The following is an 18,543-nucleotide window of genomic DNA, read 5'->3' on the forward strand; positions in this document are numbered from 1 at the left end:
TTTAGAGGTGAGCTATGACAATGCATCCAATACTGCGCTTAATTGCCGGCACTATGGTGTTAATTTCTTTACTGTTAACCTACTTCGTACACGAAAACTTTGTGTGGTTTACGGTATTTATTGCTATAAATTTAATTCAATCATCTTTCACGCTTTGGTGTCCGATGATCACTTTTTTAAAACGACTCGGTATTAAGGAATAGTTCAATGTTGACTCCTGTTCAAGATGTATTAAAAACAGTTCGTCCTAATCAGCGCTGCATTAGCGCAGAGCAAGCAAAGCAAGAAATTCTAGATAATGAAGGTGTACTGGTTGATGTACGCGAGCCTCAAGAGCACACGCAAAAAGCAGCGACCGGCGCAATCAATGTGCCACGGGGTTTACTAGAATTTAAATTACCTGAAATCGTGAAAGATGCCGCCAAGCCCATATACGTTCACTGCGCTGCAGGCGGCCGTGCGGTATTTGCCGCAGAGCAGTTGACTCGTATTGGCTATCAAAATGTGACGGTGATCACCTGTAAAGCTGACGATATTTGCAATATTTTCTAACCTTTTGCGCTTTGCTCTCTGTGCAAAGCGCTCTTTCACTCTGCCACCTCACTGTCATACCACTCTTTAATCTGATTTTTATTAGCTTATAAATTAATAGGTTAGACTATATGACACGCTCTGTCTTATGACAAAAAAGGCACTGACATATTGCTGTCGGCGCTTTATACTGGCGTACCGAATATGCTTATCCCAACTTAACCAAAACAACTAAGGGAATATGCACCATGACTTCTAGCATCAACAACGAAGAAAAAGCACTACCTAAGAAGCAGTCTTTTGAACTGTATTTTCAAGATGGGGATAACCAAATCGCCTGTAAAGCCAATCTCTTAAATGGCAAAGAATATGTCTATATTAACGATGAACTGGTTTCAGAGAAGCGCAACTTAGGCTTTAAAAGTAAGCATACTTTTGAGTATGAAGGCGCTGACTGGACTGTTGTCTTTGACGTTATCAACATGCTCACCTCTGAAACAGAATGCTTGATATTAAAGGGCAAAAAGAAAGTTGGTAGAAAAGCCTTAAAACCATTTGCACAAAACCCAAAACTTATGATGAAGGCATTTGCCGCCTTCTTTTGTTATGGCCTTATTTTTGGCGCTGGTTTCGCTACTGTTGGTTACTTCATTGGTCGCTGGTTCGGCAGTACACTTTAGGAGACTGCCATGCAACTAAATCACAAAACCATAAAACAGCTAAGAGATGACAAAAATTGGACTCAGCAATCATTGGCAGATGCGTGTGGCCTCAGTCTTCGCACCATTCAACGGGTAGAAAAGGAAGGGGTTGCCAGCCGAGAAACCATGATGAGCTTGTGTGCTGTTTTTGAAGTAAAGCAGTCATACCTGATCAATCTCGATGATATTGAAGAAACCAATAGCAACCAAACTACGGTGAATATGAAACTACATTTAATGATGTTAGGTGCTGCAGCACTATTTGGTGGACTTGTTGGTGCAGGTATTCTGTATTTATTAATCGGATAAATAGCTAAAGTTTTATATTTCAAGGAAAAGACAATGAAAAAATCAATGAATAAATATTATAAAAGTAGCTTGTTTCTTATCGTCATTGGCACAACTCTGTCGACACAAACACCGCCTTTTTATGCTGACATCATTATTTTGAGTATCGCGCTAATATACGCGCTTCTTGGCCATAAACAGAGCCGCGAATAAACAATAACGTCTAAAAATACCGAGGAATGTATGACTGACATTGAACTGACTACCATTGCCATCGTTGATAAACAACTCGACGCCTATAACAACCGTGACATAGACGCTTTTGCTGCGACATATCATGATGATGTTGAAATTCATGCTTTCCCTGGAGGTCTACAATATCAAGGTAAAGATAAGCTGATTGAACGATATGGTCAGAAGTTCGCCTCTTTGAAATATCTTAATGCCAGTTCACTAAAACGCATGGTAGAGGGCAATATTTTGGTGGACCACGAACTGGCTGAATCAGCCAGTGAAGATGCGAATATAATAGATAATAGCGTAACCGTGATAGCCGCTTATGAGGTGATTGACGGACTTATTAAACGCGTGACTTTTATGGGTCGCTGACGGTTACTCTGTGATTAAAGCTGATGGAATAGCCGGTAACTGGTATGGGGCAACCAATTTATTGAGTTGTCCTGATTTAGCCAGCTTTATCATTTTTCTTTGCAGCTTTATCGCCAGCTTGGTTTTTGCAAAGCGCTGGCTAAACGCCATATGACCATAGATGTTGTTGGTATGGCGATAATTCACTTTCTTTAATTGCTCAAATGGCTGGTTCAATGTTCTCATCGCCACTTCTGCGGTTTCTTCAACCGACAACACTAAATCAACCCGCCCTTTCAGTAGTAAATCAAACGCCACATGCTCAGAATTCACTTGCACTCGATTAAGTGTTTTATCTTCATCAAACTCTTTGTAATAAGCACCTCCACGCATTACCGCGATACGTTTGCCATGTAACTCGTCAAAGTTGTTTACTTCGATATCGCTGTTTTTATTGGCATAAAAAACAAAAGAAGAAGACAAGACCATGTAAGGTGGTTGCACAAATGCCATGGTTTGTTCACGGCGATTGGTTTTAATCAGGCCGCCCATGACATCAACCTGCCCTTGGGCAAGCATACGTACACAACGAGAAAACGGGCATGGAACGGGTTTAATTTTATAGTGTGGATGAGCGTCTTTCAGTAATTCTGAGACAATATCGATGATCAAGCCTTGGCTTTCACCTTGACTATCTATTTCACTAAAAGGAGGCGCGTGGTCAATAGCCACATGTATGGTGTGATCAGCCCAAGCTACTCGGGCAAACAACAAGAAAAAAAATGTGATAGCTGTATATTTCGTCAAATCAAATTACCTCTATTCACCTCCCTATTGCTTTGCGTGATTTCTAACTCCATATCAAATGCCACAAAAAAACTATACGATTTCGCATAGCGCAACAGGCGCACTGTATCATATGCGCAGTTTAAATTATGCACTTTATGACAATTTTTTTACGACTCAATATGCTAAAAAATTATATCAACCGACTATTTAAATAAGCGGTCAATTTAATCATTTTTTGAGAACACACTCGCTTTCAAACAATTATAAGTATTAGCAAGGCTTTAAGTTAGTCAAGTTTTAACTGGCCCGTGACTGCTTGGAAAGGTCTTAGCTCAAAATCAGCTAACTTAGCAACCAAGTACTCGATAACCTCAGCTTGCAACTGCTCATAAGGCACCCACTGCGTGTTGCTACTAAAGCAATAGACCTCTAACCCCAGACCTTTTTCACTGGGCGCTAAAGAGCGTACCATAAGCACACACTCTTTACTGATTTTAGGGTGAGACCTTAAATAATGCTCAGCATACTTACGGAAGACAGACACATTACTCAGAGGTTGGGCTGAATCTATCTCAAACCCTAATTCGTTCGCTTTGCTGGTAATCTGTTCTTCTGACCAAGTTTGCAAGCTATGCATATCAATATAGATTGGGCGCTTGATCCGTCTGCCTGACGATTGCTGCATAGCGCGCCAGTTTTTAAATGAGTCAGAGATAAGTTGATAAGTAGGGATAGTCGTTATGGTGTTATCCCAGTTACGCACACGTACCGTATTTAATCCTAAATCAAGCACTTCGCCGTCAGCACCAAAGGCATCTACTTGGATCCAATCACCAATGCTCACCAGACGATTGGCTGCAATTTGAATGCTCGCCACTAAGCCTAAGATAGTGTCTTTAAACACCAATAGCGTGACCGCCGCAATGGCACCAAAACCCGATAAAATATAAGTGGGTGATTTATCAATTAACAGGCTGATTGATAAAATGGCACAGACAATAAAGGTAATTAATTTCGCAACCTGCACTAGGCCTTGGATCGGCACTTCTTTGGCAAATTTCAGTTGCTGATAAATACCATGACCCAAATTAATAAAGGCGCTAAACAACAAACCCGAAATAATCACTAACAGAATTTGCCCAACCACTTTACCAATGGCAAATAGCCACTCTGGTGCAACAAATACCCGCTCAAAAAAGCCTAAAAACAACACGCAGCAAATGAGTGCCGAAAGTCGCCCTGATAGTTTACTAAGTTGTGGACTCAACTGCCCAATACGACTAGGAGAAAAGCGCGTAATCAAATTCTGCAGGCTAGGTAAAACCAATCGGCGAGTCACTAAATACAACAAGCAAAGTGCACATAAACCAATCAGGTTTGCCACGGTATGGGTCAACCACTGTGACGCCATTGAGCTATCAAACCAAGGCTCTATTAATTGCGTCAAATGTATGTCTGTCATAGTTGCGAAGCTTCCTTCTCTGTCGCGCTATTACTGGTTTGCTGAGCTGACAATATATCTATCTGCGTGTCTTTTTTCTGCCATTGTGCGTTTAGATACTGCTGAAAAGTGACGCGGTAGGCTTTATCTTGCTGATAATCACCCTGCGGCACCTGCGCTAATGGCACAAAATCTAGCTTAACATCAATGGCTGATAATTTGCCTAACATAAAGCTTTGAAAAATTTTCTGGCTGTCAGAATGGTAAACCAGAGTGGTGCTGATCAAGCCATCTAACTGCTCAGCCAATACTTGCAGTGCAAAGGCCGTACCGCCCGCTTTTGGCTTCAAGAGATTCTTAAACGGTGAGCTCTGTCTGCTATGCTTTTTAGTGGTAAAACGCGTTCCTTCAGCAAAATTAATCACTGTTGTAGGATGATGTTTAAAGTTCTTACAGCTTTTTTGTGTGCGCGCCACGTCCATGCCCTTTAGCTTGGGGTTTTTCGCAATTTGCGCTTTGCTTGCTCGCTTCATAAATGGCATGCCTAAGGCCCAAGCACCTGAACCAATCAGCGGCACATATTTTAATTCATCTTTTAAGAAAAATTTAGGTGCTGGCAAGGCATCAATCGCAGTCAACACAATAATGTCTAACCAACTAATGTGGTTTGCTACCAACAAGTACCAGCCCTGCGCATTCACTTGAGGTGCAATATCAGTCGAAAACTGCACGCCGCTGAGTTTAAGCGCAAAGTAATTGCCGCGACACCAACATTTATAAAAACCATGCAGCGCATGCGAAACCAACGCCAAGGGCACAACTAACTTTACCAACCCAAGTAAAAAGATCAGCGTGCCCCACAATGCGGTATTAAGCACTAAAACCGCTGTCGCGACTGCCCCTCTAATTAATTGCATTACATTTATTAGCACACGCATCTCCAAAGCCTATTTCAGCTTTTCTAATTGAGCGTCTTTTTGTTCCCAAAGCGTATTAAGCTCCGCTTGAAACTGCACTCTAAACTGATTGTCACCACTGTAGTCGCCAATCAGTTTGTCATCTACGCCTTGTGTTTCAACATGGACTTGCACACGCTTTACTTTGCCTGAGGCAAAATCCATAAAAGTCGGTATGCCATCTGGATAATGAATGGTGACATTCACGATTTGATTGATTTGTTCGCCCATAGCTTGCATTACAAAGGCGATACCACCTGCTTTAGGCTTAAGTAAATTCTTAAACGGACTTTTCTGACGAGTGTGTTTATCAGGTGTAAAACGCGTACCTTCAACAAAGTTCACTATGCTCACTGGCATGGTTTTAAACTTTTCACAGGCTTTGCGCGTGGTCTCTATATCTTTGCCTTTAAGCTTGGGGTTTTTCTTTAGCTGGCTTTTACTGCTGCGCGTCATAAACGGAAAATCCAGCGCCCACCAAGCGATGCCCAAAAATGGCACATACAATAGCTCTTTCTTTAAAAAGAAATTTAAGAATGGAATTCGGTTATGGAGTACGCGTTGCAGGACTAGAATATCCACCCAACTTTGATGATTTGCAATCACCAAATACCAGTCTTTACGCTTTAAAGTATCAAGCCCTGTTAACTCTATTTTGTACGGCGTGAAAAGGTTTTGGATCAAGCTATTACAGGCAACCCAATGGCTGGCGCAGCCTTTGGCTAACGCGCCAAAAAAGGTCTGTAGTGGTTTTATTGGGATCAGCTTGATCACCCCAAAAACAAAAATTGGGACGCACCAAAACAAGGTGTTCAAACAATAGAATAATAAACTAAAGATACTGCGAAAAAACGACATGAATGACTTCCTTTACCACAACACGAGTATGGCGATACACCTTATATCGCCATATAGCGTGTGAATAATACCGTTTTTTACGCAAACACAAAAGTGGAGGCTAAACTCGCACTAGTCTTCGAAGTAAGTGTAGCCTTCTAGACCCGCTTGTAGTTCAGCTAAATACTGCTGTTTTTGCGACTCAGGAATGGTTAACTCAGACACTAATTGCTGGAAGTTCTCTGCAAGTGAACTCGGCTCATAATGCACAAACTTCAATACATCAGTGACGCTATCACCCTTAATGGCATTGGTTAACTGATAACCGTCTTCTGTCATTTCAACATGTACTGAGTCGGTGTCACCAAATAAGTTATGCAAGTCACCTAAGATCTCTTGATACGCACCGACCATAAACATCGCAATATGATATTGGTCGCCAGTATTGTATTGCGGAATAGGTAAACTCGCTTCAATGCCAGTTCCTTCAACATATTCTCTGATCTGACCGTCTGAATCACAGGTAATATCTTGAATGATTGCGCGTTGAGTCAATGGTGTATGTAAGTTCTCAATTGGCATCACAGGGAACAACTGCTGAATACCCCACACATCTGGCAGCGATTGGAATAAAGAGAAGTTAACAAATAGCTTATCTGCTAGCTTTTCATTTAAGTCGTCTAGCACTTCGCGATGTGCGCGCGATTTACTGTCTAGCGCGCTGCGCACTTTATGCAAAATCGTAAAGTAGAGCTGCTCAATTTGCGCCCACTGCAGCATGCTTACTAAGCCATGCACATATTGACCATGCGCTTCGCTAAATAGATGCATCGCATCGTGGTAGCTTTCAAGTGCCATACGCGGCGACACTTGCTGATAGACGCCATATAGCTCTTGCAGAATAGCATGCGCGTCGGGTTCAGGTTGACTTACTTCAACCTGATTAGGGGCTTTTTCAACGTCAATCACATCAGTGATCAACACCGCGTGATGCGCTGTCAGTGCACGGCCCGATTCTGTGATAATTGCAGGCTGTGTTAAACCATGCTGCTCACATACATCCGCAAACGCAGACACCACGTTTTTCGCATATTCATCAACCGTGTAGTTCATCGAGCAAGCACTGCGTGAACCCGAGCCTTCATAGTCAACACCTAAACCACCGCCTACATCAACGGTGCAAAGTGGGACACCTATTTTAGAAAGCTCAGCAAAGTGGCGCGCACATTCAATCAGTGCACGTTGAATGTCACGGATATTGGCGATTTGCGAACCGATATGAAAATGCACCAACTGCATTAAATGCAGCTTGCCCGCGGTTTTGAGCATCTCTACCGCTTCAAGTACCTGACCTGCGGTAAGACCAAACTTGCCTTTCTCACCACCGGTATTTTGCCACTTACCTTTACCAACTGAGTTGAGGCGAATGCGAATACCAATCGCTGGCTCAATGCCTAAGTCATCGATTTCTTTCAGTAACGTTGTTAGTTCAGAAAGCTTTTCAACCACGATATTTACGTGATGACCCAGCGCTTGACCAATACATGCCAAACGCAAAAACTCACTGTCTTTATAGCCGTTACATACAATTTTAATCGGTTGTTTTGCCAAGCCTAAAATGGCCATCAGCTCAGGCTTAGAACCCGCCTCTAAGCCCACTTTACCGCTTGGATGAGCAAGCAGCTTACTTACGACCGAGCGCTGCTGATTGACTTTAATTGGATAAACGCACGTGTAGTCACCCTGATACCCTTTATGTTCGCACGCTTTTGCAAACGCATTGGTCATGGTATCGACTCTGTCTTGCAGAATGTCCGTGAAACGAACAAGCACAGGTAAAGTTAAACCTTGTGCTTTAAATTCTTCAGTTAACTTTGTAAAAGAGATCGGTGCCTTGCTTTGGCATTTATCAGGAAATGCAACCAGCTCACCTTGCTCGTTGATATCAAAGTAGCCATCGCTCCAATGGGCTACGTTATATGTTGCTCGCGCGGTATCTAAACCCCAAGTCATCTCGACCTCTTAAACAAACTAGCAAAACATGCATTTTAATATGCAGTTTGCGCATTTGCGACTGTATTTTTACTCATTTTGCTCAGTTGCAGCTAAGCTATAAATTAGCAATCTATTTTTAACGCTACCACGTATTGAAATAATATGCTTTTAGTTGCAGATCTAGAGTAAGACAGCACAAATTAAAAATGGACAACACTGGGGAAGATTGAAGTATAAAAAACTGCCCCAACATCATTAAATAAAGATTGAGCATAAACTCAGGCGCTGGCAAAATGCGCCGTTAACAATTTACAGTGTGATTTAATTCTTATGTCGAATTTAGAAGCAAACCGTTGGTTTACCGAGATCAGTGATCGTGATGGCAGTGCGTTCTCTTTACGCATCAATAAAAAGCTTGATGAAATTCAGTCTCCTTTCCAAAAAGTTGAGATGTTTGAAACAACTGATTTTGGCAACCTGATGATCATCGATGGTTGTACTATGGTAAGTACTCGTGAAAACTTCTTTTATCACGAGATGATGAGCCACCCTGCGCTATTCTCTCACCCTGCACCTAAAAACGTAGTAATCATTGGTGGTGGTGACTGTGGTACGTTGCGTGAAGTGTTAAAACACCCAGGTGTTGAAACGGTAACGCAAATCGACATAGACGAAGTAGTGACACAAATGTCACTGAAATACTTCCCAGAATTATGTGAGTCAAACAACGACCCTCGTGCAACTGTGATGTTTGATGATGGCATCAAGTACATGCGTGAAGCGGCACCAGAATCAATTGATGTGATCATTGTTGATGGCACAGATCCAGTGGGCCCTGGTGAAGGCTTGTTTAACCACGCTTTCTATACAAGCTGTCTAAATGCACTGCGCCCAGGCGGCATCATGATCCAGCAAAGTGAATCTCCACTGATGCATATGCCGCTACTTTTAGAAATGCGCGATGCAATGAAAGACGTCGGCTTTGCTGATTTACAAACTCTGCCTTTCCCACAGCCAATCTATCCAAGCGGTTTATGGTCGGCAACGATGGCTCGTAAAGGTGAACAGTTCGATGGTTTCCGTGAGCAAGATGTAGAAACTGCAACTTTCGATACTGAATATTACAACGTTGGTATTCATCATGGCGCATTGGCAACGCCTAACTTTATGAAGCGAGCGTTTGATAAGTAATAGCTCTTATTGAATCAATAAAAAAGCCCGATTTGCATCGGGCTTTTTTATTTGTATTTTAGTTCGAAATTAAAGCACTAAGTGCTCATCCAGAAACGCTAATACACGCTTGTAGTAATCGGCTCTATGCTCCGGCTTATAAAAACCATGTCCTTCATTTTCTAACAACATGTATTCATAAGGGTGCTTCGCTTTTTTCAAAGCATCAACCAAAGATTCAGCCTGTTCAATCGGTGCTCGCTCGTCATCACCACCATGTACAATAAGTACCGGCGCTTTTAGTTTGTCGATATTATATGAAGGCGAATAAGCTTTAAGCTTTGCTTCATCGGTACCCAATACTTGTGTTAAGTACCTTTGACCAGTACTACGTGCTGCCACGTCACCTTCTTCAAACATCAATGGCAGATCATAAACACCTACAACACCAATCGCGCACTTAAACATGTCTGGCTCAATAATTGAGCTTTGCAGTGCTGAGTAACCACCAAAGCTGGCGCCCATAATGCACATGTTCTTAGGGTCTGCGTAGCCTTGTTCAATCACATACTTAGTCGCATCTATGATGTCATGCTGAATTGCAGAGCCCCATTTTTGGTGGCCTGCATGTTCAAACGCACGACCATACCCGCCAGAGCCTCTAAAGTTCACTTTTAAGACTGCAATACCACGATTAGCAAGCAATTGTGCATCTGAGTCAAAGCCCCACCAATCTCTCGGACCATGTGGACCACCGTGTGGCATTACCACAAGTGGTAGGTTTTTAGCTTCTTTATTGAAAGGCAAAGTAAGATAACCATGAATTTCAAGGCCGTCTCTCGCTTTAAATGAAACAGGCTTAGTTTCAGCCATCAAACGATGGTCAATGCCTTCCTTTGTGTTAAATAAAAACTGTAACTGATTTTTATCAGCATGATACAAGTAGTAAGTACCCGGATTAATATCACTGCGAGCAAGAACAATAGACTTAGTTGCATCAACTGTTGTACTCACCAAGTGAATTTGATCACCAGGCAAAGACTGTATTAAGTCTTTTAAACGTTGAGTCATTTTAGCCGTGTTATCAACAAAGGCATAAGTTGGGTAACCAGGCTCTAGCTCTACAGCAAAAAGCTCATGATTGACATTATCAACCCATAACTTTTTAGGTGAAACCACTTGGTCTTGAAGTAATTTTTTTACCTTGCCAGACCCTAGGTTTAATTCAAAAACCCCTTCTGCTTCTCCCGACTCAGACGCTGTGATATAGATCTTTTTACCACTACCATCAAATGCATGCAGACTAATGTCTGTAAGATTTGCATTGAGCTTAAACTCTCTCCAATCATCTTTATTGTTATCTCTAATGTGGATGGTTTGATTTATGTAATCATCTGTCGACAACGACACTCTCACATGTCCTTGATTGTCAGTTAAAAAAGCTGCCATTCTTGAAGGAGAGCGTGTCACTCTTTTTCGCACACCCGTTTTTACGTTGACTCGGTATACGACAGTGGTCGGCTCCTTACTCGCCCCCCATGGAATGGTGTAAACCAGCATATATTTTTCGTCATTGACTAATGGATCCAAAATATATGAAGTGCCATATAAGGGCGTCGCTTTCTTCAAACGAGAGCCTGTTTGCATCTGCCCTTGGTAACCAACTAAATATTTACCACCAGATCCATCTGCGTCGATCCCAAAAATCTCGCCGTAATATTGTGGGTGGTCAGTCCAACCTTTTAGGTATAACTTCTGGAGTGCTAAGCGCTCATCATTAACCCATTCATAGTAGCCGACTTCAGAGTTGCCACTAAACCTAACAACGTTAATGATTTTATTTGTTGCCAACTCTAAAACAACAAGGCTATCTCGGCCTTCTACTTCAGAAGTAAAGCTTAAGTATTCCCCAGTAGGAGAGAGTTTAACTTGGGAGTACTTTGAGCCAGCACTAAATGCTTCTATTGGTATTTGCTTTGCAGCGACTGTCTGCCCAAATAACAATAATAATATCAATGCCCCATAAATTACTTTTTTCATTTGATATTCATTCCTTTTAAAAATATCAGTTTACCATTAAAGTTTTTGTCTTCAAATTGTAAACAAATTTGTCATTATTAATTTCATTTTTTCGAAGTTAATCACCCTACTTATTCATAACTATCAACAAACTTCATTGAAAATGTCTTATTTAGAACTACTAAATAGCAAGATTCTCGCCTCGTTAAAGACAAGTTTTCTTCACCCAAAATAGACGCTTAATTAAAAGGGTTGGTATACAGATATGATTTTGGAAAATCAAAGCTCCAATTTAATGGTGTTAGCAGATACTAAATAGCTAACTGATGGAATGGTTAGTAATTGGTGTGAGTACCTGTGCTTAGCAAGGACAAAGCACCATTAAAAAGGCCCTAGTAGAAATATAGGGCCTTCATTTGCAGATGGATAATTAAGATTGTGCCAATGTATCGTTTATATATTGATTTACTTGCTCTTCTAACACAAACAGAGGTACTGAACCGTGGCGTAAAATCTGGTGATGGAATTCACGAATATCAAACTTATCACCTAAACGTGTTTCAGCTTCTTTGCGCAGACGCTTAATCGTCAACTCACCAATTTTGTACGACAATGCCTGTCCTGGCCATGATATGTAGCGATCAGTCTCGGTTTTTACGTTATGTAACGATAAAGCCGTATTATCTTGCATAAACTTCATTGCTCTATCTCGGCTCCAACCAAACATATGCATACCAGTATCAACCACTAAGCGCGCTGCGCGCCACATTTCGTAAGTTAAACGACCAAAGTTGCTGTATGGGTCTTGGTAAAAGCCCGCTTCTAGACCTAAATATTCAGAATATAAGCCCCAACCTTCACCAAATGCTGAGATATAGGCATTACGGCGGTAACTTGGTAAATAATCTAGCTCTGCGTTTAAAGCGATTTGTAAGTGATGGCCTGGTACTGCTTCATGCAGTGTTAACGCTTCTAAAACATAGAGTGGGCGCTTATCAAGTGCATAAGTATTTACCCAATAAAAGCCAGCCTCGTCATCACTGCGTGCACCTGAATAGCGGCCCGTTGTGTATTTAGGGGCAATGCTTGCAGGTACCGGCGCAACACCATATGGACGTCGTGGTAATGTGTGGAACAACTTAGGCAATTGTGCATCCATTTTTTTAGCGATAAAAGACGCTTCTTTTAACAGCTGCTCTGGCGTTGTGGCGTAAAATTGCGGATCGGTACGTAAGAAGTGCACAAACTCAGCAAAGCTACCTTCAAAGCCCACTTGCTTGATGATTTGCTCCATGTCCGCACGGATTCTGACGACCTCTTGCAAACCTAGCTCATGGATCGCTTCAGGGGTCATATCAGTAGTGGTGTAATGCTGAGCGCGATTCGCATAAAAGGCTTTGCCATTCGGTGTACTACTAATGCCAATCTCTTTACGCGCTGCTGGACGATATTCTGTTGTGAAGAATTTGAAGTAGTTCTGGTACGCAGGAATAACCGACTCTGACAACACTTTTTTCGCTTGAACCTGTAAAGCCTGCCATTCAGCATCATTTAATTTCGCAGTATTTGCTTTAAATGGTGCAAAAAACTCAGACTCTTCAATATTTTCTGGAATATAAGCAGAAATCGACTCTTCATAGCCAACAAGCACGGCCTGTGGCTGAGTTAAGCCGACTTTCATCCCTTCTCTCATCCAAGCTATGTTCTGCTGAAAAAATCGAGGGACTTGTGAGAGACGTTTTAGATATAACTCAAAGCCAGCCTTCTTACTGAAATCATGGCCCCGAACCATAAATGAGAGACTTGAATGAAAGCCATATTCTGACGTCAACGGCATGTAATGTGCGTTAAATTGATACTCGTCGACCTTATTCTGCACCTGAGCACGAATAATGGTGTGATTGATTTGGTTTTCACTACTTAATCGCGACACATCAATGCGATCTAACTGCGCTAAAAAGTTGATTCGTTGTCTATTCTGCTCTGCCAACGCCGCCGCTGATAAGTTTGGCAATAAATACTCCGCATTTAAATCTTTGCGAGAATAAGGGCTAATTTCGCCGCGATAAGTTTCTATTTGCTGAGTTAGTTGCGTGAACTGAGTGTCTAAAGACTGACTAGTAAGTTGGCAGCCCGATAGCGCTAAAGTGACCGAAAGGACACAGGCACTTAACAAGCGAGTTGGTCGAACATTTTTCACTTTTTTTATCCTGTAACTGATTTATTACTACCTTATCGACTCTGAAAGTACTGATGCAATAAATTGCGACCAGCTTAAACAAACAGCAAACTCGGTCCTCACTTTGCTCCCAAGTTGGAAACTCATACTTTTTGCTCGCATTTCAATCAAAAAATCCCTCTTATCTTTATATTTGCTGCTTTGACGCATTTTTTCCTTTGCAAAAAACCAGAAAAAAAGTAGTCTGGGACAGTTGTGATGGATCACAGAGTTTCATAGGGAGGTTGCTAATATTTTGTTTGATTTAGTATGCGGTAGTAACATCATGTTTCATGATCCAATGGTAATAGCTCAAGAGAAAATGACTAAGGTCTGCGTGTTCTTAGAGCAGCATCATTTACCTCCAACTCCGCTCAATTACCAAGTCGCTTACACATACATTAGCAAGTCTCATAACGAACTCAATCAAACCTTAGACTATGCCATCAGGCAAGGTCACAACATTGATAGCATCTTTATCGAGCAGTTGTACTTTGAACATCTGAACCGTAACCATGACATGGAAGCAACAATGCTGAAAAACGTCGATGGTGTAGTAACTAGTCTTGCTAATTCAGCACAACAATCTCAGCGTAGTATTACCAATTTTGCAGAGCAGGTAAGCGTTTGCGTCAACAGTTTAGATGAACATAATATCGCAAAGACCAAACATGCATTGAGTCAGTTGGCCAAGCATACTGATGTTATTCTTCAGCAGCATAAAAAGTTCAAAGAAACACTTCAGAAAACCCGCTTAATGCATCGTGAGGCTAGACAGCAACTTACTAAACTTCGTAAAGAACAACTGATAGATGTGCAAACGGGTTTGTATAAACGTCATTACTTAAATCAACAAGCGCAACTGTGGATCACACAAGATAAACCTCTGTGTGCTATCTCCATTCAGATCAATAACCTGCATGAGTTTTCTGAAGACTTTGGTGACCTAGTTAGTGAAGTCGTGTTAAACCGTGTGGCGAAAAAGATCCAAAAGTATGTGTTTGAAAGTGGTTTACCAGGTCGCACTGCAAAAGATGAGTTCGTCGTATTGATGTCGGACATTGAACCGGAAACCGCGAATATCATCGCAGAAAAGATCCGCGTCGGTGTAGAAAAACTTAAATTTGTCAGCTCAAAAAGTGACAAAAACCTACCAAAAGTAGACTTATCTTTCGGCATTGCCAAACGCAACGACGAAGAGAACTTCAATGCCCTAGCGCGTAAGGCAACCCATGCAGCACATAAGGCACATTCTCTTCAACAATCCGCCTTTATTGCCCTGTAACAAACAAAGCCTAAATTTACAGAAACAAGCGCAAATTCATCTGTTATAAATTGCACCTCTTAGCCGCAATCAAGTACACTATGGCTTGAAACTCAATGCCAAACAATTAGAGAAGCAAAGATGAAAGAGTCGCAACACAATACCACTGATTTTGGTTATAAAACCGTTGACCGCGAAGCAAAAGCCTCTATGGTTGCCGATGTATTCCACTCCGTTGCGGCCAAATATGACATCATGAACGATCTTATGTCGTTTGGTGTTCACCGCCTTTGGAAACGCCAAGCCATTGCCAGTGCAGGTGTTCGTAAAGGCCATCGTGTTTTAGACCTAGCAGGCGGTACCGGTGACTTAACGGCAAAATTCAGCCAGTTGGTTGGTGACACAGGTCAAGTTATCTTAGGCGACATTAACGACTCTATGCTAAAAGTGGGCCGTGATAAACTGCGTGATTTAGGCTTAGTGAGCAACATTGAATATGTGCAAATGAATGCCGAGGCGCTGCCATTCCCTGATAACAGTGTTGATGTGATCACCATTGCATTTGGTTTACGTAACGTTACAGATAAAGACGCCGCGCTTCGCTCTATGTACCGCATTCTTAAGCCGGGTGGTCGTTTACTGGTATTAGAATTTTCTAAAACAGATAACGAAGCACTTTCAAAGTTATATGATTTCTATTCTTTCAATATTTTGCCAAACATGGGCAAATTGGTTGCCAATGACAGCGAATCTTACCGCTACCTTGCTGAATCTATTCGTATGCACCCAGATCAAGAAACACTTAAAGGCATGATGGAAAACGCGGGCTTCGAACAAGCAACGTATCAAAATATGACAGGTGGCATCGTCGCATTGCACCGAGGCTTTAAGTACTAGGATCGACTATGCTGACGACGCTTGCCTGCGCAGCCATTGAAAATGCGCTTAATCTGCTTTTAGACAAAGAGCCCAGCTTAAAACTAGCGCTTGATCAGGTTAAGCATCAAACCTTGGCCGTCGAGATTAGGGACTGGCATACGACCTATGCGCTCACTTTCACTGGTAGACAGTTTATGCTGTTCAACAACTACCAAGAGCAAGCTGAGTGTAAGATCAGTGCACACTTAGAGACCTTACCTGAGCTCAAAGATCCCAGTGTCATGACACAACTTATTCGTCAGGACAAACTGGATTTAGAAGGTGACTTGCACTTAGCACAGGCATATAGCGGTGCTTTTGCCAAGTTAGACATTGATTGGGCTGAACATCTATCCGCTTACATCGGAGATGCCCCAGCACAACTCATCGTCGAAAAAGGCCAACAAACCAAAGCGTGTTTAAGTCACAGTGCCACAACCTTTGCTGGCACTTTCACGCAACTTATGCAAGATGAGCTGAAAGTGGCGATTCACCCATTAGAATTGCAACAGTTTAAACAACATACACGCGCTATAAAACAACATGCTGCGCAACTCGAACAACGTATTGAACAACTTTTAAATCGCTAAGGGAGCTATTTTGTCTGCATCGCGTTTGTATCATATTACAAAAACCCTTCTGCAATACGGCCTTGACGACCTCATACCGAAAGACAAATTCCCTTGGTTTGCAAAAGCCGCCAGAAATAGCTTATTTTGGCTGCAAAATCAGCATAAAGATAAACCTCTGGGGTATCGCCTTCGCCTAGCCCTACAGTCTCTTGGCCCAGTTTGGATCAAGTTTGGGCAAATGCTGTCTACACGTCGTGACTTGCTGCCTGATGATATCGCTCGCGAACTAGCCCTACTGCAAGACAAAGTAGAGCCGTTTGAAGGCCACAAGGCACAAGAACTCATTGAGCAAGCGTTAGAGATTAATAGCATCGATGCGCTTTTTGCTAATTTTGAGCAAACCCCGTTGGCGTCTGCGTCAATTGCCCAAGTACACACTGCAACCCTAGAACTTGAGTCAGGTACTCAGGATGTCGTCATAAAAGTCATTCGCCCTGATATCGAAAAACAAATTCATGCCGATTTATCTTTAATGGCACAAGTTGCCAAAGTCATCGTCAAGTTTATTGGTGAATCGCGTCGTCTTCGCCCCGCAGAAGTAGTAAAAGAGTATCGTAAAACTTTATTAGATGAACTCGACCTGCAACGTGAAGGGGCAAATGCCCTGCAACTAAGACGCAACTTCTTAGACTCTGACGCACTCTATATTCCAGAAGTATTCAGCGATTACTCACGCAAGAATGTACTGGTGATGGAACGCATTTACGGCATTCCTGTATCAGATATTGACGCCCTTGAAGCGCAAAATACCAATTTAAAATTACTCGCTGAACGTGGCGTTGAAGTCTTTTTCACCCAAGTATTCAGAGACAGCTTTTTCCATGCCGATATGCACCCTGGTAATATCTTTGTCTCTCGTGAACATCCTGAAAACCCAAAATATATTGGCATCGACTGCGGCATCGTCGGCACCCTAAATAAAGAAGATAAGCGCTATTTAGCAGAAAACTTTATTGCCTTCTTTAACCGCGACTATCGCCAAGTTGCGCAGTTACATGTTGATTCGGGCTGGGTGCCCGCCGATACTTGCGTTGAGGAGTTTGAGTTTGCCATTCGTACGGTGTGCGAGCCCATTTTCAATAAACCGCTTGCTGAGATTTCATTTGGCCATGTGTTGGTTAATCTGTTTAACACGGCACGCCGCTTTAACATGGAAGTACAGCCCCAATTGGTATTGTTACAAAAAACCTTATTGTATGTTGAAGGGTTAGGTCGACAACTCTATCCACAGCTCGACCTTTGGCAAACGGCGAAACCTTTCTTAGAAAATTGGGTCAAAGAACAAGTGGGCCCTGTCTCAGTACTGAAACAAATGTATGCTAACTTACCATTTTGGGCAGAAAAGATGCCTGAACTACCAGATTTAATCTATCAAAATCTGAAACAAAAAAAGCAGCATACCGTGCAGCCTGTTGTAAGCTCTCAAAAGCCTATTTTATTGGGAATGCTGGCTTCTAGCTTGTTAATTGTCTCTGGCCTCAGCTTTTTAGCAGCGCAGACAACCTTGAGCACCATTACTCTAATCGCATCAATCGGCGCATTTCTAGCGGCGTGGCGTAAAACAGGGTGATATTTTGCTCACTGAGCGTATAATCAACTTTTATTTAATCTTTCATACGGAGTCATTATGGGTGTAGGTGGAATTAGTATTTGGCAACTTCTGATTGTTTTAGCGATCATTGTGCTTTTGTTTGGTACTAAAAAACTACGCGGCATTGGTGGCGATTTAGGTAATGCAGTAAAAGGCTTTAAAAAAGCCGTTGCTGATGAAGACCAAAACAGCAAGCCTGAGCAACTTAAAGACAACAGTCAACAGCAAACCCAAGCAGCTGAAGAAAAGCAAAAAGATAAGGTTTAACCCTTATGGGTATGTGGGAATTAGTGGTCGTCTTAATCGTCGGCCTCGTTGTGTTGGGCCCTGAACGACTGCCCGTCGCAATTAGAACTGTCAGCCGCTGGATTAAAACCATTAAATCAGTGGCTAATTCTGTTAAAGCTGAAGTCAATGAGGAGCTGCGAATTCATGAGTTGCACAACAACCTTAAAAAGGCTGAGCAACAAAATATGGAAGATTTAGCACCAGCACTAAAAGAGTCAGTTGAAGAGCTTAAAAAGGCCGCTGAATCAGTACAACACAGCTATAAACAACCCGTTCAACACACCCCCGTTGAGCAGAAAAACGATAATCAGAAATAA

General features: G+C 42.1%; 20 protein-coding genes. 13 read left to right on the forward strand and 7 right to left on the reverse strand.

Translation table 11 applies throughout. The features are described 5' to 3' along the window. The first annotated feature begins 14 nt into the window (after positions 1-14). The 6 genes from AAEU28_RS15355 to AAEU28_RS15380 all read left to right on the forward strand — a co-directional run bounded on the left by AAEU28_RS15355 (position 15) and on the right by AAEU28_RS15380 (position 2,129). Positions 15-203 (forward strand): YgaP family membrane protein, encoded by a 189-nt coding sequence (locus AAEU28_RS15355; RefSeq protein WP_058031316.1) that lies wholly within the window; start codon positions 15-17, stop codon positions 201-203. Positions 204-207: 4 nt separating this feature from the next. Next, positions 208-552 carry a rhodanese-like domain-containing protein gene (locus AAEU28_RS15360; RefSeq protein WP_421964919.1) on the forward strand — a complete coding sequence of 115 codons (345 nt, stop codon included), beginning with the start codon at positions 208-210 and terminating at the stop codon, positions 550-552. A gap of 227 nt (positions 553-779) precedes the next feature. Next, a complete protein-coding gene (locus tag AAEU28_RS15365) occupies positions 780-1,211 on the forward strand; it encodes a hypothetical protein (protein ID WP_421964920.1) in 432 nt (143 codons plus the stop codon). 9 nt (positions 1,212-1,220) lie between these two features. After that, complete coding sequence (locus AAEU28_RS15370) at positions 1,221-1,541, forward strand: helix-turn-helix domain-containing protein (protein ID WP_138567578.1); 321 nt, start codon at positions 1,221-1,223, stop codon at positions 1,539-1,541. 33 nt (positions 1,542-1,574) lie between these two features. Then, positions 1,575-1,733 carry a hypothetical protein gene (locus AAEU28_RS15375; RefSeq protein WP_421964921.1) on the forward strand — a complete coding sequence of 53 codons (159 nt, stop codon included), beginning with the start codon at positions 1,575-1,577 and terminating at the stop codon, positions 1,731-1,733. A gap of 30 nt (positions 1,734-1,763) precedes the next feature. Then, on the forward strand, positions 1,764-2,129 hold the full coding sequence (locus AAEU28_RS15380; RefSeq protein WP_421964922.1) for a nuclear transport factor 2 family protein: 366 nt from the start codon (positions 1,764-1,766) through the stop codon (positions 2,127-2,129). 3 nt (positions 2,130-2,132) lie between these two features. Here AAEU28_RS15380 and AAEU28_RS15385 read toward each other — a convergent pair whose 3' ends face one another. The 5 genes from AAEU28_RS15385 to speA form a co-directional block, all read right to left on the reverse strand. Further along, positions 2,133-2,915: a substrate-binding periplasmic protein gene (locus AAEU28_RS15385; RefSeq protein WP_421964923.1), complete on the reverse strand. Its 783-nt coding sequence runs from the start codon at positions 2,913-2,915 to the stop codon at positions 2,133-2,135. 268 nt (positions 2,916-3,183) lie between these two features. Beyond that, positions 3,184-4,359 carry a mechanosensitive ion channel family protein gene (locus AAEU28_RS15390; RefSeq protein WP_421964924.1) on the reverse strand — a complete coding sequence of 392 codons (1,176 nt, stop codon included), beginning with the start codon at positions 4,357-4,359 and terminating at the stop codon, positions 3,184-3,186. Further along, positions 4,356-5,255 carry an acyltransferase gene (locus AAEU28_RS15395; protein ID WP_421965010.1) on the reverse strand — a complete coding sequence of 300 codons (900 nt, stop codon included), beginning with the start codon at positions 5,253-5,255 and terminating at the stop codon, positions 4,356-4,358. Before AAEU28_RS15395 ends, AAEU28_RS15390 begins: the two co-directional genes overlap by 4 nt. Positions 5,256-5,285: 30 nt before the next feature. Further along, complete coding sequence (locus AAEU28_RS15400) at positions 5,286-6,152, reverse strand: acyltransferase (RefSeq protein ID WP_421964925.1); 867 nt, start codon at positions 6,150-6,152, stop codon at positions 5,286-5,288. Positions 6,153-6,263: 111 nt separating this feature from the next. Then, positions 6,264-8,144: a biosynthetic arginine decarboxylase gene (speA, locus tag AAEU28_RS15405; RefSeq protein ID WP_421964926.1), complete on the reverse strand. Its 1,881-nt coding sequence runs from the start codon at positions 8,142-8,144 to the stop codon at positions 6,264-6,266. Positions 8,145-8,456: 312 nt separating this feature from the next. Here speA and speE point away from each other — a divergent pair, with 312 nt between their 5' ends. Continuing rightward, positions 8,457-9,317 (forward strand): polyamine aminopropyltransferase, encoded by an 861-nt coding sequence (gene speE, locus AAEU28_RS15410; protein ID WP_421964927.1) that lies wholly within the window; start codon positions 8,457-8,459, stop codon positions 9,315-9,317. Between the two features lie 69 nt (positions 9,318-9,386). On the opposite strand, the gene AAEU28_RS15415 is transcribed toward speE, so the two are convergent. Next, positions 9,387-11,336 carry an alpha/beta hydrolase family protein gene (locus AAEU28_RS15415; RefSeq protein WP_421964928.1) on the reverse strand — a complete coding sequence of 650 codons (1,950 nt, stop codon included), beginning with the start codon at positions 11,334-11,336 and terminating at the stop codon, positions 9,387-9,389. Between the two features lie 409 nt (positions 11,337-11,745). Beyond that, positions 11,746-13,515: a DUF885 domain-containing protein gene (locus AAEU28_RS15420; RefSeq protein WP_421964929.1), complete on the reverse strand. Its 1,770-nt coding sequence runs from the start codon at positions 13,513-13,515 to the stop codon at positions 11,746-11,748. 319 nt (positions 13,516-13,834) lie between these two features. Between AAEU28_RS15420 and AAEU28_RS15425 the strand changes: the two genes are divergently transcribed. The 6 genes from AAEU28_RS15425 to tatB all read left to right on the forward strand — a co-directional run bounded on the left by AAEU28_RS15425 (position 13,835) and on the right by tatB (position 18,543). Then, on the forward strand, positions 13,835-14,818 hold the full coding sequence (locus AAEU28_RS15425) for a GGDEF domain-containing protein (protein WP_421965011.1): 984 nt from the start codon (positions 13,835-13,837) through the stop codon (positions 14,816-14,818). A 120-nt stretch (positions 14,819-14,938) separates the two neighbouring features. Continuing rightward, entirely contained in the window at positions 14,939-15,694 is a 756-nt protein-coding gene (gene ubiE, locus AAEU28_RS15430) for a bifunctional demethylmenaquinone methyltransferase/2-methoxy-6-polyprenyl-1,4-benzoquinol methylase UbiE (RefSeq protein WP_421964930.1), read from the forward strand. A gap of 8 nt (positions 15,695-15,702) precedes the next feature. After that, a complete protein-coding gene (locus AAEU28_RS15435; protein ID WP_349284851.1) occupies positions 15,703-16,305 on the forward strand; it encodes a ubiquinone biosynthesis accessory factor UbiJ in 603 nt (200 codons plus the stop codon). A gap of 10 nt (positions 16,306-16,315) precedes the next feature. Beyond that, on the forward strand, positions 16,316-17,917 hold the full coding sequence (gene ubiB, locus AAEU28_RS15440) for a ubiquinone biosynthesis regulatory protein kinase UbiB (RefSeq protein WP_421964931.1): 1,602 nt from the start codon (positions 16,316-16,318) through the stop codon (positions 17,915-17,917). Between the two features lie 57 nt (positions 17,918-17,974). Then, positions 17,975-18,205, forward strand: a complete 231-nt coding sequence (tatA, locus tag AAEU28_RS15445; RefSeq protein ID WP_130256614.1) for a Sec-independent protein translocase subunit TatA — start codon at positions 17,975-17,977, stop codon at positions 18,203-18,205. A 5-nt stretch (positions 18,206-18,210) separates the two neighbouring features. After that, a complete protein-coding gene (tatB, locus tag AAEU28_RS15450; RefSeq protein WP_349284853.1) occupies positions 18,211-18,543 on the forward strand; it encodes a Sec-independent protein translocase protein TatB in 333 nt (110 codons plus the stop codon).

Source organism: Pseudoalteromonas sp. SS15 (genome assembly GCF_049257195.1).
Classification (GTDB): domain Bacteria; phylum Pseudomonadota; class Gammaproteobacteria; order Enterobacterales; family Alteromonadaceae; genus Pseudoalteromonas.

Excerpts from the sequence above, each read along its gene's own strand:
- AAEU28_RS15390 (WP_421964924.1), bottom strand. The coding sequence starts at position 4,359 with ATGACAGACATACATTTGACGCAATTAATAGAGCCTTGGTTTGATAGC.
- speA (WP_421964926.1), bottom strand. The coding sequence starts at position 8,144 with ATGACTTGGGGTTTAGATACCGCGCGAGCAACATATAACGTAGCCCAT.
- AAEU28_RS15400 (WP_421964925.1), bottom strand. The coding sequence starts at position 6,152 with ATGTCGTTTTTTCGCAGTATCTTTAGTTTATTATTCTATTGTTTGAAC.
- AAEU28_RS15395 (WP_421965010.1), bottom strand. The coding sequence starts at position 5,255 with ATGCAATTAATTAGAGGGGCAGTCGCGACAGCGGTTTTAGTGCTTAAT.
- AAEU28_RS15425 (WP_421965011.1), top strand. The coding sequence starts at position 13,835 with ATGGTAATAGCTCAAGAGAAAATGACTAAGGTCTGCGTGTTCTTAGAG.
- AAEU28_RS15365 (WP_421964920.1), top strand. The coding sequence starts at position 780 with ATGACTTCTAGCATCAACAACGAAGAAAAAGCACTACCTAAGAAGCAG.
- tatB (WP_349284853.1), top strand. The coding sequence starts at position 18,211 with ATGGGTATGTGGGAATTAGTGGTCGTCTTAATCGTCGGCCTCGTTGTG.
- tatA (WP_130256614.1), top strand. The coding sequence starts at position 17,975 with ATGGGTGTAGGTGGAATTAGTATTTGGCAACTTCTGATTGTTTTAGCG.
- ubiE (WP_421964930.1), top strand. The coding sequence starts at position 14,939 with ATGAAAGAGTCGCAACACAATACCACTGATTTTGGTTATAAAACCGTT.
- AAEU28_RS15435 (WP_349284851.1), top strand. The coding sequence starts at position 15,703 with ATGCTGACGACGCTTGCCTGCGCAGCCATTGAAAATGCGCTTAATCTG.
- AAEU28_RS15360 (WP_421964919.1), top strand. The coding sequence starts at position 208 with ATGTTGACTCCTGTTCAAGATGTATTAAAAACAGTTCGTCCTAATCAG.
- AAEU28_RS15380 (WP_421964922.1), top strand. The coding sequence starts at position 1,764 with ATGACTGACATTGAACTGACTACCATTGCCATCGTTGATAAACAACTC.
- AAEU28_RS15415 (WP_421964928.1), bottom strand. The coding sequence starts at position 11,336 with ATGAAAAAAGTAATTTATGGGGCATTGATATTATTATTGTTATTTGGG.
- AAEU28_RS15370 (WP_138567578.1), top strand. The coding sequence starts at position 1,221 with ATGCAACTAAATCACAAAACCATAAAACAGCTAAGAGATGACAAAAAT.
- AAEU28_RS15375 (WP_421964921.1), top strand. The coding sequence starts at position 1,575 with ATGAAAAAATCAATGAATAAATATTATAAAAGTAGCTTGTTTCTTATC.
- speE (WP_421964927.1), top strand. The coding sequence starts at position 8,457 with ATGTCGAATTTAGAAGCAAACCGTTGGTTTACCGAGATCAGTGATCGT.
- AAEU28_RS15355 (WP_058031316.1), top strand. The coding sequence starts at position 15 with ATGACAATGCATCCAATACTGCGCTTAATTGCCGGCACTATGGTGTTA.